The organism is Microcoleus sp. FACHB-68, assembly GCF_014695715.1.
In the GTDB taxonomy this organism is placed as follows: Bacteria; Cyanobacteriota; Cyanobacteriia; order Cyanobacteriales; family Oscillatoriaceae; genus FACHB-68.
The window spans coordinates 895,469-912,113 of record NZ_JACJOT010000006.1; the positions used below are offsets into that span (position 1 = coordinate 895,469).

11 protein-coding genes are annotated in these 16,645 nt (G+C 46.5%); 7 read left to right on the forward strand and 4 right to left on the reverse strand.

Features of this window, described 5'->3' with window-relative positions; translation table 11 throughout:
- Positions 1 to 69 precede the first annotated feature (69 nt).
- The gene (locus tag H6F73_RS27245) at positions 70 to 1,542 is read right to left on the reverse strand and encodes a protein kinase (RefSeq protein WP_190758249.1); all 1,473 of its coding nucleotides are present in this window, start codon (positions 1,540 to 1,542) and stop codon (positions 70 to 72) included.
- Between the two features lie 385 nt (positions 1,543 to 1,927).
- On the opposite strand from H6F73_RS27245, the gene acsF reads away from it, so the two are divergent.
- Complete coding sequence (gene acsF, locus H6F73_RS08165; protein WP_190758250.1) at positions 1,928 to 3,004, forward strand: magnesium-protoporphyrin IX monomethyl ester (oxidative) cyclase; 1,077 nt, start codon at positions 1,928 to 1,930, stop codon at positions 3,002 to 3,004.
- Between the two features lie 267 nt (positions 3,005 to 3,271).
- Positions 3,272 to 4,030: a hypothetical protein gene (locus tag H6F73_RS08170; RefSeq protein WP_347239496.1), complete on the forward strand. Its 759-nt coding sequence runs from the start codon at positions 3,272 to 3,274 to the stop codon at positions 4,028 to 4,030.
- Positions 4,031 to 4,127: 97 nt separating this feature from the next.
- Here the strand turns inward: H6F73_RS08170 and H6F73_RS08175 are convergent, their stop codons facing one another.
- Positions 4,128 to 7,118, reverse strand: a complete 2,991-nt coding sequence (locus tag H6F73_RS08175) for a PAS domain-containing protein (RefSeq protein WP_190758251.1) — start codon at positions 7,116 to 7,118, stop codon at positions 4,128 to 4,130.
- A gap of 232 nt (positions 7,119 to 7,350) precedes the next feature.
- Between H6F73_RS08175 and H6F73_RS08180 the strand changes: the two genes are divergently transcribed.
- On the forward strand, positions 7,351 to 8,073 hold the full coding sequence (locus tag H6F73_RS08180; protein ID WP_190758252.1) for a response regulator transcription factor: 723 nt from the start codon (positions 7,351 to 7,353) through the stop codon (positions 8,071 to 8,073).
- 451 nt (positions 8,074 to 8,524) lie between these two features.
- Positions 8,525 to 10,177, forward strand: coding sequence for an alpha-amylase family glycosyl hydrolase (locus H6F73_RS08185; RefSeq protein ID WP_190758253.1), 1,653 nt, complete (start codon positions 8,525 to 8,527; stop codon positions 10,175 to 10,177).
- A gap of 114 nt (positions 10,178 to 10,291) precedes the next feature.
- On the opposite strand, the gene H6F73_RS08190 is transcribed toward H6F73_RS08185, so the two are convergent.
- A complete protein-coding gene (locus H6F73_RS08190; RefSeq protein WP_190758254.1) occupies positions 10,292 to 12,202 on the reverse strand; it encodes an acetate--CoA ligase family protein in 1,911 nt (636 codons plus the stop codon).
- A gap of 564 nt (positions 12,203 to 12,766) precedes the next feature.
- On the opposite strand from H6F73_RS08190, the gene H6F73_RS08195 reads away from it, so the two are divergent.
- From H6F73_RS08195 to H6F73_RS08205, 3 genes are all read left to right on the forward strand, one after another.
- Positions 12,767 to 12,967, forward strand: coding sequence for a hypothetical protein (locus H6F73_RS08195; protein ID WP_190758255.1), 201 nt, complete (start codon positions 12,767 to 12,769; stop codon positions 12,965 to 12,967).
- A 518-nt stretch (positions 12,968 to 13,485) separates the two neighbouring features.
- Positions 13,486 to 13,704, forward strand: a complete 219-nt coding sequence (locus H6F73_RS08200; protein ID WP_190758256.1) for a hypothetical protein — start codon at positions 13,486 to 13,488, stop codon at positions 13,702 to 13,704.
- A 1,279-nt stretch (positions 13,705 to 14,983) separates the two neighbouring features.
- Entirely contained in the window at positions 14,984 to 15,811 is an 828-nt protein-coding gene (locus H6F73_RS08205; RefSeq protein WP_190758257.1) for a cyanophycinase, read from the forward strand.
- A 265-nt stretch (positions 15,812 to 16,076) separates the two neighbouring features.
- Here the strand turns inward: H6F73_RS08205 and H6F73_RS08210 are convergent, their stop codons facing one another.
- Entirely contained in the window at positions 16,077 to 16,328 is a 252-nt protein-coding gene (locus H6F73_RS08210) for a hypothetical protein (protein WP_190758258.1), read from the reverse strand.
- Positions 16,329 to 16,645 lie beyond the last annotated feature (317 nt).

Genomic DNA, 16,645 nt, shown 5'->3' on the forward strand with positions numbered 1-16,645 from the left:
CTTTAGGTTGGCGAAGCCTTGCCCATACCTTTAGGTTGGCGAAGCCTTGCCCCATGCCCCATGCCCTTTCTACAATTCATTAAAAGAATAAGTGACAACACCTTTGTCATTGGCAACGCTAACGTAGCCGGCTTTTGCCATCTCCTTTAAAACGGCTTCCACCTCGGCGAAGTCTATGCCGGTGTCCATTACGGCTTGAGTAACGGAAAGTTTACCGCCCCTTGCTTGGGCAGCTTGTAGCAGTTTAACAAGCGTCTGGCCGCGTTTGCTGGAGAACATCATCCGCTCAACGGCGGCGGGTTGAGTCAGCGGCACACCGGCAGCAGAGACACCTAATTTTGCTCGCAGTTTTGTCTGTTGCTCGTCTACCATTCCCGGAATTAAGAATAGATCCAGGACTAGGCCCAGGCCAAATAGGTTGCCGGTGCTAAACCACAGCAAACCCGTAACAATCTTGCCATTATAGAATCGGTGGAGTCCTCCCAAGCCACAAAATCCGGCTGCCCAAAGTGCGTAGCTGATGCCCATCCGCCGTTGAGTCGGGTCATCTTTGAGAGTTTGCAGCTTTTGTGTCCCCCAATTTTCGATAGATGGGGTTGAGGGGATTGCCGGCATTGATTTCGCATTCAAATCTTTCAGCACCTCTGCTGCGGACTGATAGCGCCGGCTAATGGCATTTTCTAGCAGCTTGTCCAGCACTCGCCCTAATTGAGGGCTGACAGGATTATCCACTAAGTAATGCCGCCACACCCAACTACCCTCTCGGCTGTCGAACAAGTCGAAGGGAGGAATTTGAGTTAACAAATGAATACAGGTAACGCCCAAACTGTATAAGTCACTGGCAAAAACCGCCCGTCCTAGGGCTTGTTCTGGGGCAGCGTAGCCGGCTGATCCAATAACTGTGCCGGCGCGCCCTAGGGAAGTGCTGGTGGCAGATTTGGCCGCCCCAAAATCAACGAGTACCAGATCCCCCTTCTGCTGGAAGGTTTGCCGGCGAATAATATTCTCTGGTTTGATATCGCGGTGAATCACCCGGTGTTCGTGGACAAATTGCAACACCGGCAGCAGATCGTTCAGCAGCCGGCGGATCTGAGTTTCGTTAAATGCACCTTCCTCGTTCAGTTCTTGGGCTAAGTTCGGCCCGTCAATATATTCCTGCACTAAATACTGCCGGCCCTCTTGCTGAAAATCGGCCAGCAGTTCTGGAATTTGAGGGTGTTTGCCCAATTGCTCTAGCTGAACTGCTTCTTGACGAAATAGTTCAGCAGCTTTCTCGGCATTGCGAGTGCTTTGATCTTGGGGGCGAAACTGCTTAATCACACAGCGGGGTTTGGAAGGCTTGTACTCATCCACCCCTAAGAAAGTTCTGCCAAAGCCGCCGGTGTCAATCGGTTTAATTGCCCGGTAGCGATCTCCCAAAAGTAACTTTGACCCACAACTTTGGCAAAACGTCGCCAGAGCAGGATTCTGCGGCTGCTGGCAGTTGGGATTGAGGCAATAGCTCATACAAGCAAGGCGCGACTCGGATTCTCTCTCTTTCATAGTTGCACACGAAAGCCTTGACCGTCGCTCTTGCTGAACCCTCTGAAGAGGACTAATTGCTCAGTTGTCGCGTTTTGAGGCCCGTGTTTGGGAAATCGCACTCCCAGAGGAAAAAAAAATAATTTCTAGCTTTTTTTAGCCTTCTTGCTGATGAAGGTTTTTTTGTAATCTTTTATTCTAGCACCCACTTTTCGAGCGGCCTAGAGCGTAATTTACAAAAGTTGATACGCTGTTGTAACTCTTAACCTGATTGCATTTTTGACCCCGCCATGCGGCTGCTAGACTGGAGTGCGTAGCAAATGCAACGATTATCGTAGAATTATTGGACGCCGCCGAATAGACCACTCCTAAGGCAAAAATCCTTAACAAGAGCGTAAACAGACTTATGGTAGACTCCCTCAAAAAACCAGCCTTTGAAGAACTCCGGCCTGGGGTGAAAGTGCCCTCCAAGGAAACAATCCTGACGCCCCGGTTCTACACCACAGACTTTGAAGAGATGGCCAAGATGGACATCTCACCCAATGAAGATGAACTTCTCGCGATCCTCGAAGAATTTCGCACCGATTACAATCGCCATCATTTTGTGCGGGATGCGGAGTTTGAACAGTCTTGGGATCACATTGATGGTGAGACTCGCCAATTATTTATCGAATTCTTAGAGCGTTCTTGCACGGCTGAGTTTTCTGGGTTCCTCCTCTACAAGGAATTGGGACGCCGGTTAAAGGACAAAAACCCACTTTTGGCAGAGTGCTTTAATTTAATGTCGCGAGATGAGGCGCGTCACGCCGGCTTCCTTAACAAAGCGATGTCAGACTTTAACCTGTCGCTGGATTTAGGTTTCCTCACCAAAAATCACGCCTATACTTTCTTCAAACCAAAGTTCATCTTCTACGCCACCTATCTGTCTGAGAAAATCGGTTACTGGCGCTACATCACCATTTTCCGTCATTTAGAAGCACATCCAGAACACCGGATTTACCCGATTTTCCGCTTCTTTGAAAACTGGTGCCAAGATGAAAACCGGCACGGAGATTTCTTTGATGCCATCATGCGCTCTCAACCCCACATTTTGAATGATTGGAAAGCCAAGCTATGGTGCCGGTTCTTCCTGCTGTCAGTGTTTGCAACGATGTATCTCAACGACATCCAGCGGGGTGACTTCTACGCCGCACTGGGTTTAGACGCTCGTGAGTATGATATCCATGTCATCCAAAAGACCAACGAAACCTCAGCACGCGTATTTCCAGTGATTTTGGATGTAGATAATCCAGAATTTTACCAGCGTCTTGATATTTGCATACAGAATAATGCTAAACTGTCTGAAATTGCTAAATCGGACGCGCCTAAGATTGTCAAGTTTTGCCAAAAACTGCCTCACTACCTCTCCAATGCTTGGCAGTTGGTACGGCTTTACTTTATGAAGCCGATTGAGACTGCTCCCATGATGGAGGTAGTTCGTTAGGTTTCCGGTTTCGCTCCTCTGTTAGTTTGGATAGCGGTTCTGCATCAAGTAGAGCCGTTTTTTTTTGGAGAGCGTTAGGACAATTAAATTAATTACTATTATCTGTAAATGTCCTTGTCTTTTAACCCAATGGTGCAAAATTTAGCGCCAAGCCGGCTGAACAAGTTTGAAGCTTTTTACATCTGAAAATAAAAGTTTTAGCGCTATCTGAGTAAAAACTCATTTGACACGGAAATATAAAATTGTGTGTTTGGGAGCCGGCTAATTGTGAGATTTAAATGGGATGAGTTACGAGGGCTAAAGCCCAGAAATTTAGCCTGCTTGCTAGCAGGAGTTAGCGTATTCCTCACCCCGGCATTCAGTTGCTTTGCCATGCCTTTAGAAAGCTTAAATCCCACGGAGATATCACAAACTCCAACATCTCCACCCAATGCGGTGGATTTAGATCCCCAACTGATTGAAAACAGTCCCGTGTTGCAGCGTTGGTTGCGCGAAGTGCCAGATGTTTTAGAAGATATTCAGAACGATCCCAGCTTCAAGACACGAGTGCGGCTGGGTTATTCCCATTTTCCCTCTCATGAGAGTGCCGGTGGATGGAATGCCGGCGTGGAAGATGTGTTTATCGGGCGATCCGGCTTCACCATTAGCGGAGATTATCAGGCGTCTTTTAACGGTGATCGCACCGCAGCAGGAGTGAATGTGCGTTATTATGCGCTTCCTTTAGGCAGCTATGTCAATATTGCGCCGGTTGTCGGCTACCGGCACCTGGAAACGGATGCTTACTCCACCAGCGGCATCGAACTCGGTGCAAAGCTAATGTTAGCCTTGTCGCGGGGGGGTGCGGCAGATATCTCTTTAACGCAAACTTGGGTTAAACCCGGAACCGATGAAGATGTTGGTTTAACAACCTTTTCCGTGGGATATGCCGTCACTCAAAATTTACGCATCTCCACCGATATTCAAAAGCAGAATGCCAGGGAAAGTAAAGATAGCCGCGTCGGCGTGGTTTTAGAGTGGATGCCCTAAAACTCAACCTCTGGAATAACCTTCATCTGGTTACTCAACTGGGCAGAGAAACGAATCTCTTATATCAACCAACCCATTTAAAAGGATGGGTTTAAACTTATATTTTGCGAGGCAACTCAACTCGGAAAGTGGAACCCTCTCCTAAGCGACTTTGAACAGTGATCGTGCCGTTCATCAGACGCACCAGTGAGTTAGTAATTGCCAACCCCAACCCCGTACCCGGATACCTGCGGGCAAGCGTCTGATCCACTTGGCGGAAGGCTTCAAAAATGTGTTTCATCTCTGTTTCCGCAATGCCGATGCCGGTATCTTCAATTGTAATCGTTACCCGATCAGGTGGCTGTTCGCAGACCTCAACCCGGACGCTTCCAGACTCTGTAAATTTAATCGCATTAGAGACAAGATTGATTAAAACCTGCCGCAGACACGCTCGATCATTAAACAAATTAGAGTTCTGCAAATCGATATAAACATCCAACGTCAAATTTTTTTCAGCCGCCAGCTTATTAAATTGTCCGACGGTGGTTCTGACTAACTGGACAAGATCAAACGTTTCCCGTTTGAGATCTCGAAGGCCGGCCTCGATGTCCGAAAGGGCAAGAATATCATCAATCAGCATCAGCAAATTTTTGCCATTGTTGAGGATGAGCTGTGCCATGTCTGCTTGCTTAGAAGTCAGCCGGTCCGGGCGCTGGCGCAATAGCAGTTGAGCGAAACCGATAATTACATTAAGCGGAGTCCGCAGTTCATGAGACATCGTGGCTAAAAATTGCGATTTCAGCCGCGCTGCTTCGAGAAGTTGCAAGTTTTGCAATTGAATTTGTTCGCGCTGAATTGCGAGTTCGTGATTTTGACGGGCCAAAATGTGATTTTGAACCGCCACCACTTCTTCTCGTTCCTCCAAAATATTAATTAGCTGGGCGTTATTAATTGCAATGGCTGCCTGTTCTCCCACGGCAACTAATAAGTTCTGCCACATTTCCAAATCAAACGCGCCGCTATCATCCCAACTGCCGGTTGCCAGCACACCCAGCCGGCCTGCTTGCGCTGATTCAATCGCCACTGCATAAACAGCAGCCGGTTTCCCAAGTGCGTGATGGGATTGGGGTTTTTGCCAACAAATAGGTTGGTGTTCTCGCCGGCCTGTTGGCGAGTGATTCTTTTGCCGAATTAATTGACATTTGCCGGTGGAAAAAACCTGACTGAGCAACCCATCCTCTGTCGCTAAGGGTTTTCCCATCGGCAGATTTTCCGTTCCCATGCCAGCTGTCGCAGTCAGTTCCAGTTGGCCGGTGCTGGGGTTATTCAACACAATCAGGCAAAACTGTGCGCCAGGAATGGACTCGCAAACCGCATCAACCATGACTTGCAACAAACTAGGCAAATCGGCAAGACGCTGGTTGACTAAATTCGTTAGCCGTTGCAGGGTTCGCAGCTGTTGCTGCTGTTCATCGAGAACTAAAATTACCTGAGATAAGTTCTTGCCCGTTTCCTGGGCCTGCCGGTAAAGCTGCGCCTTATCTAAAGCCAAAGCCGCGCGCCGGCCTAAATCTTCAGCTAAAGTCAGATCTGCTTGCGTGTAGCGCCGCCCCCTGTCGGAGAGAACCAGCAAAATCGAGCCGAAAGTTTGCTTGCCAATCCGGATCGGCAAGCACATATAGGATCTAAAATTCAACGCTTGCAACAGTTCCAAGTGTTCCGCATCGTTGGCGATCGCCTCCATCTTGGCGTCACAGATATCAAATCCAACAGAAATTTCCCAAGGCTGATCTGTCTCACCGCAGCGCAACCGCTTGAGGTAGCTGTAAGTCCCATCACAATCTGCTGGGTAACGACGCTGCAACTCCCGCACCAACGGTTCTTGAGACGGATCTCTGTGGGCAACGGCCACACAGCGACAACAGTCGTCAGCGTCAATGATATTAATCGCGCACCAGTCACCCAGATAAGGCACAACCAGTTCAGCCAAATTTTCTAAAGTTGTTTCATAATCAAGCGACGCCGCCAGCAGGGTACTCGCTTCAATCAGGAAATACAGGGCCGATTCAGTCCGCTTTTGCTCGATGGCACATCGCTCTTGTACGGCAACCACCTGAGATCGGGCCACTTGTTCGCGACCGATGAGGTCCTCTTTCAATTGTTTGGCGGCATCGAGTTGCACGCTTTGTTTGCGAACCAATTGATCGAGTTCTCGGTTGAGGGTGTAAATTTCCGCCTCCGCACGTTTACGCTCGGTGATGTCTCGCGAAACGGAGATAATTTCTTCGATTGTCCCCCGATCTGGGTGGCGCACACACCGGCTGCTTGTCTCTAACCAAATGTAATTCCCATCCTTGCGACGGATGCGGTAGCATAAGGTGTAAGTAGAAGGCTGGTTCAGACTGTCTGTTTGAGTTCTTTTGAGCGCTGCCTTATCTTCCGGGTGGAAAAACTCATGAACGTCCCGTCCAAGCAGCTCATCCGGTTCATAACCGAGCAAAGCGCGGCTGGCTGGGGAAGCGTAGAGGTAAACACCGGCTGGCGTATGCCGAGAAATGAGGTCAGTACAGTTCTCCGCCATTAACTGATAGCGCTTTTCACTTTCACCCAGAGCCTCTTGTGAAAGCTTGCTACTGTCAATGTCTGTATAGGTGCCCACCCATTCTAAGATTTGGCTATTTTCCCCAAACACCGGCTCTGCTTTGGCGATAAACCAGTGATAGGTGCCATCCGCCCGCAAAAGGCGCAGTTCAGTTTCATAAAAGCAGCTAGAGCAGTTGGGACTTAAATGCGCTTTCGCTAAAACCTGCCGGTGAAATGAAAGGACGCGCTCATGATCTTCTGGATGAATGGCTCTGGTAAATCCCAAGCCCAAGGCTCGTCCAGGCTCTACGCCTGTGTATTCCTGCCACCGGCGATTCCAATAGCTAATTAAGCCATCTGGTTTAGACCGCCAAGCAATCTGGGGGATGGCGTCTAAGAGCCGGTGTTGCCGGGATTCGCTACTGATAAGACGCTGTTGTAAGCTTTCGACTTGGGCTTGAAGTTGTTCTAGGGTTTTAGGATGGCAGCTCGTTTCCGATGGCTGTTGAAGATTAATATTATTCATAGCGTTTTTTCATTTCATCCACTCGTCACTCAGCTAAAACTACTTCCTGGCGGACCGGCAGTTGAGTAAAAAATGGCCGGCTAAAGCGAGAGCGAAAGATTTTATAATCTAAATCTATCCCTTTCGCATAGCTACTCACAGCTACCGATGGGTGTATTTCCTGCAAAAAAGTTGAGTGGTTGATAAATAATTTTTTTTACAGTAAAACCCTTGTACATTTGGCTAGGTGAATATGAGCGAAATTCGCGTTGTTCTGATTGAAGACCACGACCTGACTCGGATCGGTATCCGGACAGCTTTACAACAGCGTGAGGGCATTAAAGTCGTTGGAGATGCTGCCAATGCCATAGAAGGGCTAAAACTGCTGAAAGCGCATAAACCCGATATTGCAATTGTCGATATCGGCTTACCGGATATGGACGGCATTGAGCTGACACAGCGGTTTAAGGAGTCGATGGTAGCAGGGTCAGATCCCCAAACCAAGGTGCTGATCCTGACGTTTCAGGATAGCGAACAGGAAGTTCTGGCCGCTTTTGCTGCCGGTGCAGACTCTTACTGCATGAAGGATATCCGGTTTGAGCAGCTGCTCGAAGCCATCCGCTCAACCTATGAGGGTAACTCCTGGATCGATCCCGCAATTGCCGGCATTGTGTTGCGCCAAGCGCGAACCACGCCGTCGAATGGCAGTGAGGAGGTCAATGCAAATACCACCGTCTCTATCCACGCTGCCGATCCTGAATACAGCCAGCTGATCGAAGCTTATCCTCTGACTGAACGGGAGTTGGAAGTTTTAGAGCTGATTGTACAGGGTTTCAGCAATGCCGCTATTGCCGAAAAGCTCTACATCACGGTCGGAACGGTTAAGACACACGTCCGCAATATTTTGAACAAGCTGTCTGCGGATGATCGCACCCAAGCTGCGGTGTTGGCGCTGCGTTCTGGATTGGTGGGATAAATTCCTCTATCCTGAAAGGCAGATGATGGAGAAACCGCTTTTTTTGTCAACATATATTTGGATAGAGCTTAAAAATCAGGTGTTGCGATCACTGGTAAACACTTGCCAACAAAAACACAACTCAAGAAATGTTACAGCCGCTACAAAAATAGCTCGGTAATTGCTCTAAGTTTGGCCGGCTCAGTCCAAAAAAATGATTGACAAAAAAGCAGACGCTCAATCGGATAACGCACAAGCTCGATAAAAGTGTAAAAACAAGCTCAAGCTCAAGCGGGACAAAACAAAACACTGTTTCAAGCGGGTTTAGATTCACTAATGATCTAAACCCGCTTGTTTTATGCCAGGGTTCTTGAGACAAGTTTGAGCAAACGTTATATCTCCAGAATGATGCCAGAGTCCGGTTAAATCTGAAACACTACTGATAACTACTTTTTTTACGGGTAAAATTTACATGGCCAGCCCCATTGAATTCAATTTATTTGCTCCTTATAACAAAGGAGCAGCCTTAATTGGATCGTTTTCTAATTGGGAAGAGATCCCGATGGAAAAAGGCGAAGATGGTTATTTTCGCACCCAAGTTGACCTAGAAGATGGTGTTTATCAATATAAATTCCGGGTTCAATCTAAATCATGGTTTTTTGAACCGGATCAATGGGTCGATGTCGTCGATCCTTACGCAACAGATATTGATAATCCCACCCAAAATGGCGTGGTGCGGATTAAAGAGGGTGAGCGCATTATTGATACCTACGTTTGGCAACACGATGACAAACCATTGCCGGCAGACAGTGAATTAGTCATTTATGAAATGCACGTTGGGGATTTTTCTGGCGGTGAAGATGACCCTTATGCACGGGGACAGTACAAGCACGTTATTGAAAAATTAGATCACCTTTGTGAGTTGGGGATTAATGCGATTGAGCTGATGCCGGTGAAAGAATATCCCGGCGATTACAGCTGGGGGTATAACCCGCGACACTTCTTTGCAACCGAGTCCAGTTATGGCAGCACAGAAGATTTAAAACGCTTAATTGATGAGTGCCACGGGCGGGGCATTCGAGTGATTATGGACGGGATTTATAACCACTCAGAAGCTGAAAGTCCGTTGACTCAAATAGACCACGATTACTGGTATCATCACTCACCACGCGACCCCGATAATAACTGGGGACCAGAGTTTAATTACGAACATTATGACGAAAACTTAGATCTCAAGCCGGCTTGGAAATTTACTGGCGACACTGTTCGTTTTTGGGTTCAAGAATATCACATTGATGGCATTCGCTACGATGCTGCCAGACAAATTGCCAACTACGATTTCATGCACTGGATTGCTCAAGAAGCGAAGCAAGCTGCTGGGCCGAAGCCATTTTATAACATCGCCGAACACATTCCGGAAACGGCGAGCATCACGAACTTTGACGGGCCGATGGATGCCTGCTGGCACGACAGTTTCTATCACTGTGTTTTAGAACATATCTGCGGCGATACCTTTGATTTAGAGCGCCTCAAAGAGGTGATCGATTGTAAACGTCAAGGCTTTATGGGAGCCACGAATGTTATCAATTACACAACCAATCACGACCACAATCATGTTTTAGCAGAATTAGGTGAGCGCGGGATCATAGGAGAGGCGGCATTTAAGCGCAGAAAGTTAGGGGCTGTGATTACAATGACTTCAGTAGGGGTTCCCTTGCTGTGGATGGGTGAAGAATTTGGGGAATACAAATACAAAACCCAAGAACAAGCCAAAATCGATTGGACGTTATTAGGACATGACGACAATCGCGGTTTGTTTGAATTTATGAAAGGCTTGATTTTTCTGCGTAAAAGCACTCATGCTCTGTATACAGAAAATATCGACTTTTTCCATGAAGATGCAGACTCAAAGGTGTTTGCCTACACGCGCTGGAATGGTGAAGGTTCTCGTGTGGTGGTTGTGGCTAACTTCTCAGATAACTATCTGGGCGGGTACACGGTTCCTAATTTCCCGGAAAATGGAACTTGGCACGAATGGACCGGCAATTATGACGTGGAAGCCGGCGATAACAGCATCATGATTGACTTGCCAGAATACGAAGCCAAAGTCTTTGTCTGGCACTAATTAAATTGCCTTTAAATACAAGGGAACGCAGAGTGACATCACCCTGCGTTCTTTTGTGTTTACCTGTGCGTCGTTAAAAACCTTTTGCACCGGCACCGGCAAACAAATTTTAGCTCACAAAACTGTCCCAACTTCCTTGAGATACACGCGCACTAAGGGTTCCCCTTCTCCCAGCCGGTACTGTTCGATCAAGCCTTCGCGTCGGATAGAAATGTTATCTGACTCATTGATAATGATGGTAGAATCCTCCGGAACGTTGTGTGCAAGCATCATTTCGGTTTCCGTGGGATTATCCAAAACCACCATATTGCTGTATTCGTAAAACATTCCATCACTTTCCAGGATGGCTTCGCAGTATTCCGCAATCAGCAAGTCAAGCTTGGGATGACGCACGAGGTTTTGAATGTTGGTGTTGTAATCTTTGTGCAGGTTCTTTTCTGAGCGATTGATAAAGACGCCCTCACGGCAGACAGCGCCGATTATCCAGTCGGGGTGCTGCAAAAGAATATGGTCAATGATTTCTTGGAGTTCTTTAACTGAAATCCGGTTGAAGGTGATGATCGGGATTCTCGCCTCTGCGCCGGCTTTAAAGAACGTTTCCAAAATAAATGAAGGCACATCAACGCTTTCACCAATCGCCGGATTCAGGTGCATGAAGATGCCCGGTGCGGAATTGATTTCAAGAATGCCAAAGTTGCCATCTTTCCAAGAGGTCGAGAGATTTTTGGCAATGACATCAATCCCCAAACAAGTCAGACGGAAGTGCTGAGCAATGTCTTGCGCCAGGATAATGTTGTCAGGGTGAACAGTGCGCGTTGCATCGATGCTAACCCCGCCGGCAGAGAGGTTGGCGACTTTGCGAAGAAACACCGTGCGGTCTTTCTCAATGACGCTGTCAATGGATAAGCCTTGTTCTTCTAAGTACATTTTCATCGACTCGTCGCACTGAATTTTGCTCAGAGGCGAGGTGGGTGTGTCTAAACGGGTTGCCGTCCGGTTTTGCCGGTCAATTAATTCGCTAATGGTTGATTTTCCGTCCCCGATCACAGATGCAGGCCGGCGTTCAGTCGCGGCAACAAATCTGCCATTGACGCACAGCAAGCGAAAATCTGCCCCGGAAATGCTTTTTTCAACAATGATATCTGCCGATTGGCCCTCTGGAATGGCATCGACTGCCCTGTTATACGCAAAGATCAGTTCTTCTTTGTCTTGCACATCAGCCGTCACGCCAATGCCTTTATGCCCGATCACCGGCTTCACGGCAACTGGGTAGCCAATTGCTCTGGCTGCTGCGATGGCATCCTCACGGGATCGGACGATATCACCCTTAGGAACCGGGAACCCCAGAGTTTGCAGAAATGCTTTACAGTCATCCTTGCGAGTGGTGAAATCTGAATCAATATGGCTGTCACAATCAAACGTGGTGGCAATGCCTCGAATCAGTTTTTTGCCATAGCCGTATTGCACAAGTCCTTCATCCCACAGATAAAATGTGGGAATGCCTTTGTCGCTGGCTGTTCGCCACAGAGTATAGACTGTTGGCCCGCCGTAAACCGAATGCCGGAAAAGATTTTGAAAGGTTTTGATTTGACTGTCTAAGTCAAAGCGATCACCTTGAGTGATGGCTTCAAACCAATCCCAAACGCAGTAAACAACTGCCCGATTGGTGCGTGCGTGCAGTGCTTGAACCCCAATTCTCACACAATTTGCTAAAGGTTTGAGACTCCAGCGATCTAGGTGCAAACCCATGTCTAGTTTGCCAACTTCTGAGACGGTTCGGGCAAACAGATGAGCGAAGGATTCGTAATTCTCATCGCGGATGTGGGGGTAGCGATCCCCAATGATCGAGACATAATCCTCGATGCTTAAGGGATGCAGATGGCCGGTGAGGGCAAAGTCGAAAACTAGCGCCGCCCTGTCTAAGTAAGGATTCGGGCCGATGTAATATTTGAGGTTGAAAATGTCGAAGGCGTCGCTCTTTCTGGCATTGACGCGATATTTATCGATGAGAGTTTCTTGAATCATTGATTACCTCCGTTTGGCTAAACACCCTTAAAATCTAGACACTTGAGCGCGTTTACCCCAGCCCTCTTGTTATCTGAGGTAGGCTTTTGATTGCCGATGCCGGCACAACCGATTAATTAAGTAAGCGTGTCGGGCTTTCTCAACCAAATGAAAGCCTGGGCTAGGCGAAACGCATTTTGCCCTCTAGTTCAGCTAGAGCGTAACGCTATTTCTGTTGTCTTTTCAGCTACCCAAAGGCATACTCCATTCAAGGTTAAGGTAAGCTTTAAGGTTTTGGCACCCACAGCCGGATACTCAGTTTTATTACTAATTTGCACAAACAAAATTCTTGAAACATCCTTGGGCGCTGCTTTTTTATTTATTTTCATGCAATTTAAACATAATTTAATAAAAATTGTCATAGAACACAAAAGGCCGCAGTAAAGCTTATTTCTGAGTAATTGTACTTACAGTTAATCAGGGGCGGATTCGATTGAGCAGAAGATATAACTTTTGACAGGTGTAATGACCTCCACAATATTGATAAATAGAATGTATAAGAAAACACTAAGGAGACAGCAAAATATGAATGCTACACAGGCTGATCTCAGAGATGAAGTTCACAAACTAGCTGAGGAAGCTTTTCATCGCAAACTCATTTCTGGTTATGGCGATGGAGCAAACAGCAACGAATACCAAATTGTATACGAGGGCAAACCCAGACATTTCTCCCTTGAGCACGCTCGCTCTTTATTACTTAACTTAACAAAACCGCTGCGTGTGTAAGTGAGTAAACCGCCAGAATATGTGTTTTGCCCGGTGCTGTCGGCTTAAAAGAGTAACCTAATTTCTCAAACAGCTCTTTCTGACTTCGATTTTCTTTGAGTTTAGCAATCACCCTAATGCCCCTTGAGCAGGGGTTATTTTTTTTGAAGGGTCACTTTTAGCTGTCAAACATTCGCTGTGGTGTTTAAAAATTACTCATCTTGTTGTAGAAAATATAAACATCGTTAGGCTTGTTTGTTTCAATTTAAGATTGTCAATTTTAATGATTATTTAAGATAAACACACTTACGAGTGTCTTTCGCTATTCGCCTAAGTCAATCAAAGATTTATAAAATTAGCCGCCGCTCATATCTGTCTTTAGTTGGGCAAAAGCTCTACCTTTGGTTGATGAAGCTGTGACTGTAATTAATTATAATTGTACAAATTATAAAATTTTTCCCTCAGCTTAAAAAGTTGAAATTCAGCCCTCACCAGGTAGTGAGCCATACATAAGCAGATTTAGAAGGCATTAAGAAGCTATGATCCTATCTCCCGTTTGTTTAATTACTTTAGTGGCTGCTATGGTAGCAGTTTGGACTCTCCTGAATACAACAAATGCCTTATTCACCCTTGTTGCTTTAGGGGCGGTCATTGTTTGCTGCCTGTTGGGTTTTACCTTCGCTCCCTTGCCGCTGCGAGTTTTGATAGTATTCACCGTTATTGGTGCAGATTGGCTGCAAGTTTCAAGTAGAAGCTAGCCAAGAATAAGGGAATTTTAGCCCATTGCATAAGCCGCAAAAGCACGTGGCGTTTTTGGGTTTTGTCTGGGAAATTTTTGCGGGGTGCCGGCTTAAATGCCCTTGAAGAGAAATGGGTTGAGGGCTACCCTGCGCCGCGCATCAAATGGCTATTGCCGGCTGGAAAGACTCGCCTAATCCGTGTGAAATTAAAAAAGTTAAGATTAGACATTAAAAATTCCCTGTTTAGGGCGGCTGTAACATGGGAACATTAAGTTTAGAGCCGGCAGGGGTTTGTCCATACGCTGCGTGAGAACCAAAGGAAAGCCGGTTTAAAAAGGTGGGCCACAAAAGGTTTTCTTCAGCGAGTATTCCTGATTACTAAAAAACTTAACCTTAAAATACTCCTTAAGTTATATCAAAATCCTCTGTGAGGATGAAGCTGTTCTTCTGTCGTAGTTGTTAGACTAAAATTCAGCAACCAGGCTTTCTAAATTATCTTCAGGATTTTATTTAATTAGGAAGAGATAGTTTGACCCAGCACAGGGGGTTTAAACTAAATCATTATTCTTAACAAATTGCATCAATAGTTTGTTAAAGTTAACCAATTTTTTGTTTGCAAAACTCATAATTAACTGAGTAAGATGTCAGAAGATGATGTTTGTGTAGCACATCCGAAACCCTTTGACTGAAATCATACTGAGTTGCTTTCATGATTTTAGAGGAGTTACTGGAAGCTGGAGCGGTTCCCCTACTGTAGATATCACCCACCCTAGACAATCGAGGATAAAAACTATGATTTCTCAAGATATTATTTTTTTGTTTCGCGAAACAGCTTGCCGGTTTGTCCTTAGGCAACCTTTAACATCTAAAGAACCTTCTGAATGCCTTTTAAATCTGCCCTGTGGCTGTTCTAATCCGGGGACAGCCATTAAATGTGAAGACTGTCCTTATCTAGAAGGCTGTTTGTCGCGGGTGAAAAGCTTCGCAGCGCAAAACCGGCACATGAGTGCTTAAGGATTGCTGGCAAATGTGGCCAGCTTTGTCTGTCCTCAAGCCCAGCACTTTTTAGAGGGCCGGCACCGGGAGCTAAAATGCTCAATTTTGCCACATTCCGACCCGCTCACCGAACTTTAAAAAAAAGTTAATCATTGGTGCGGTTGGCGGCATTCACGAAAGGGGTGAGAAGGGTTCCTAATTTTTGTTTAATTTTATGTCTCAATCTATACCTAGAGGATGTGTTAGGGAAGTACATTGTCATGGTTTATTAATAGTTAACTTACTCAGCATTTGAGACACTATGTTGGAAAATCAAAACCGTGGACAATTAGTCATTATTGGTGGGGCGGAAGAGAAGGAAGGAGAATGCAAAATCCTTCGGGAATTCGTGCGACGCGCCGGCGGCGTTAAAGCTAGAATTGCCGTGATGACGGCTGCAACCAGTCTGCCTAGAGAAGTCGGAGACAACTATGTCAGAGTGTTTGAGCGGTTGGGAGCTGAAGATGTTCAAGTCGTTAACACCGAACGTCGGGAAGATGCGAGTGACTCCAGGTACTTAGAAATCATTGAAAATTGCAGCGGCGTCTTTTTCACCGGCGGCGATCAAGCCCGCATTACCGATTTGTTAAAAGACACCGAAATCGATGCAGCCATTCACAGACGCTACGCTGAAGGAATTGTTGTGGGGGGAACCAGTGCCGGCGCGGCAATGATGCCCGACGAAATGATTATTGAGGGAGACTCTGAGACAAATCCTCGCGTGGATGTGGTGGCAATGGGTCCCGGCATGGGCTTCCTACCAGGGATTGTGGTAGATCAGCATTTCGCACAGCGTGGACGCTTGGGGCGCTTAATCTCTGCACTAGCACAGCAGCCGGCAGTTTTGGGATTAGGAATCGACGAGAACACAGCAATCATTGTCAACGGCGATGAGTTTGAAGTTGTGGGCGAAGGCGCGGTGACAGTCATCGATGAAACCGAAAAAACCCATGACAACATTGATGGACTCTTGAAAGATGAGGCTTTAGCCGTTTGCGGTGCTAAGCTTCACATTCTGCCACATGGATATCGCTTTAACTTAAAAACCCGAAAGCCGATTCTTGAGAGAGTTGCTGCGCCGGCTGCCTAAGCGGTTTGCGACTTTCGGGGATGGATAGAAACACTGCTAATCTTCTGTGGGGCGTTTACTGACGGTTGTATTAAAAGCAATCCGTAAAGCCTCAAAAGAGAAAGGGTATAAAACTGAAAAATGGGCGAGAGCCGGCATAAATTTGCCGAAATCTCTCGCCCATTCCCGAAAAAACCAGCAGTTTAAACGTTGTTTGTAGGTGCGCTCGTTAGGATTGTTTAATCTGAAGCTTGGTAGCGTTAAGAACGAGCGCGTTTAATTGAGTTTAAGCACTTTTTAGCTGCTCGCCAACAGAAGACGACTGCGCTTGAGCGGTAGCCACTAAGTTCCAGCCGGCACTCCTGAGTTTTTGATACGTTGCCCAGCCCTTTGAGCCTCCTGGAACTTGGTAATCTGGTACTGCAAATTGTGGAAAGGCTTTATAGGGTCGCCACGGGTCACTGGCTGCGGTTCGCAGATGCAAAATTTTCTCTCCACTCGCTCCGATCGTGGGTAACCAGCACATTTCTCTAAGCATGGGAAACTCCTCAATATAAATAAGGTGAATTTTGGAGTCAGACAAGTTCACTAGTCAATCGGCCCAGACTGCAATTGCTACCAAGTTATAAATGATCATGAGCAACCCAAAGCTCTGGTAAAAACTAGAGAAAGGTTATCCATTCGGGTAATATATAGATAGTTTTTTTATACCCGCTGGCTTTCTACCTATGACCCCATTCTCGTCATTAAAGTTTCCAATCACCTCTGTCTAAAGCTTTATCTATTTTCAGTAAAAAAGTGTTTCTAAAGCTACAAAACTAGGTTTTTTTATAATCCACAAGCAGGAAAAGCCCC

What these genes read in the sequence shown, in the direction of transcription:
- H6F73_RS27245 (WP_190758249.1), bottom strand. Translation starts at nt 1,542, where the DNA reads ATGAAAGAGAGAGAATCCGAGTCGCGCCTTGCTTGTATGAGCTATTGC.
- acsF (WP_190758250.1), top strand. Translation starts at nt 1,928, where the DNA reads ATGGTAGACTCCCTCAAAAAACCAGCCTTTGAAGAACTCCGGCCTGGG.
- H6F73_RS08175 (WP_190758251.1), bottom strand. Translation starts at nt 7,118, where the DNA reads ATGAATAATATTAATCTTCAACAGCCATCGGAAACGAGCTGCCATCCT.
- H6F73_RS08180 (WP_190758252.1), top strand. Translation starts at nt 7,351, where the DNA reads ATGAGCGAAATTCGCGTTGTTCTGATTGAAGACCACGACCTGACTCGG.
- H6F73_RS08185 (WP_190758253.1), top strand. Translation starts at nt 8,525, where the DNA reads ATGGCCAGCCCCATTGAATTCAATTTATTTGCTCCTTATAACAAAGGA.
- H6F73_RS08190 (WP_190758254.1), bottom strand. Translation starts at nt 12,202, where the DNA reads ATGATTCAAGAAACTCTCATCGATAAATATCGCGTCAATGCCAGAAAG.
- H6F73_RS08195 (WP_190758255.1), top strand. Translation starts at nt 12,767, where the DNA reads ATGAATGCTACACAGGCTGATCTCAGAGATGAAGTTCACAAACTAGCT.
- H6F73_RS08200 (WP_190758256.1), top strand. Translation starts at nt 13,486, where the DNA reads ATGATCCTATCTCCCGTTTGTTTAATTACTTTAGTGGCTGCTATGGTA.
- H6F73_RS08205 (WP_190758257.1), top strand. Translation starts at nt 14,984, where the DNA reads ATGTTGGAAAATCAAAACCGTGGACAATTAGTCATTATTGGTGGGGCG.
- H6F73_RS08210 (WP_190758258.1), bottom strand. Translation starts at nt 16,328, where the DNA reads ATGCTTAGAGAAATGTGCTGGTTACCCACGATCGGAGCGAGTGGAGAG.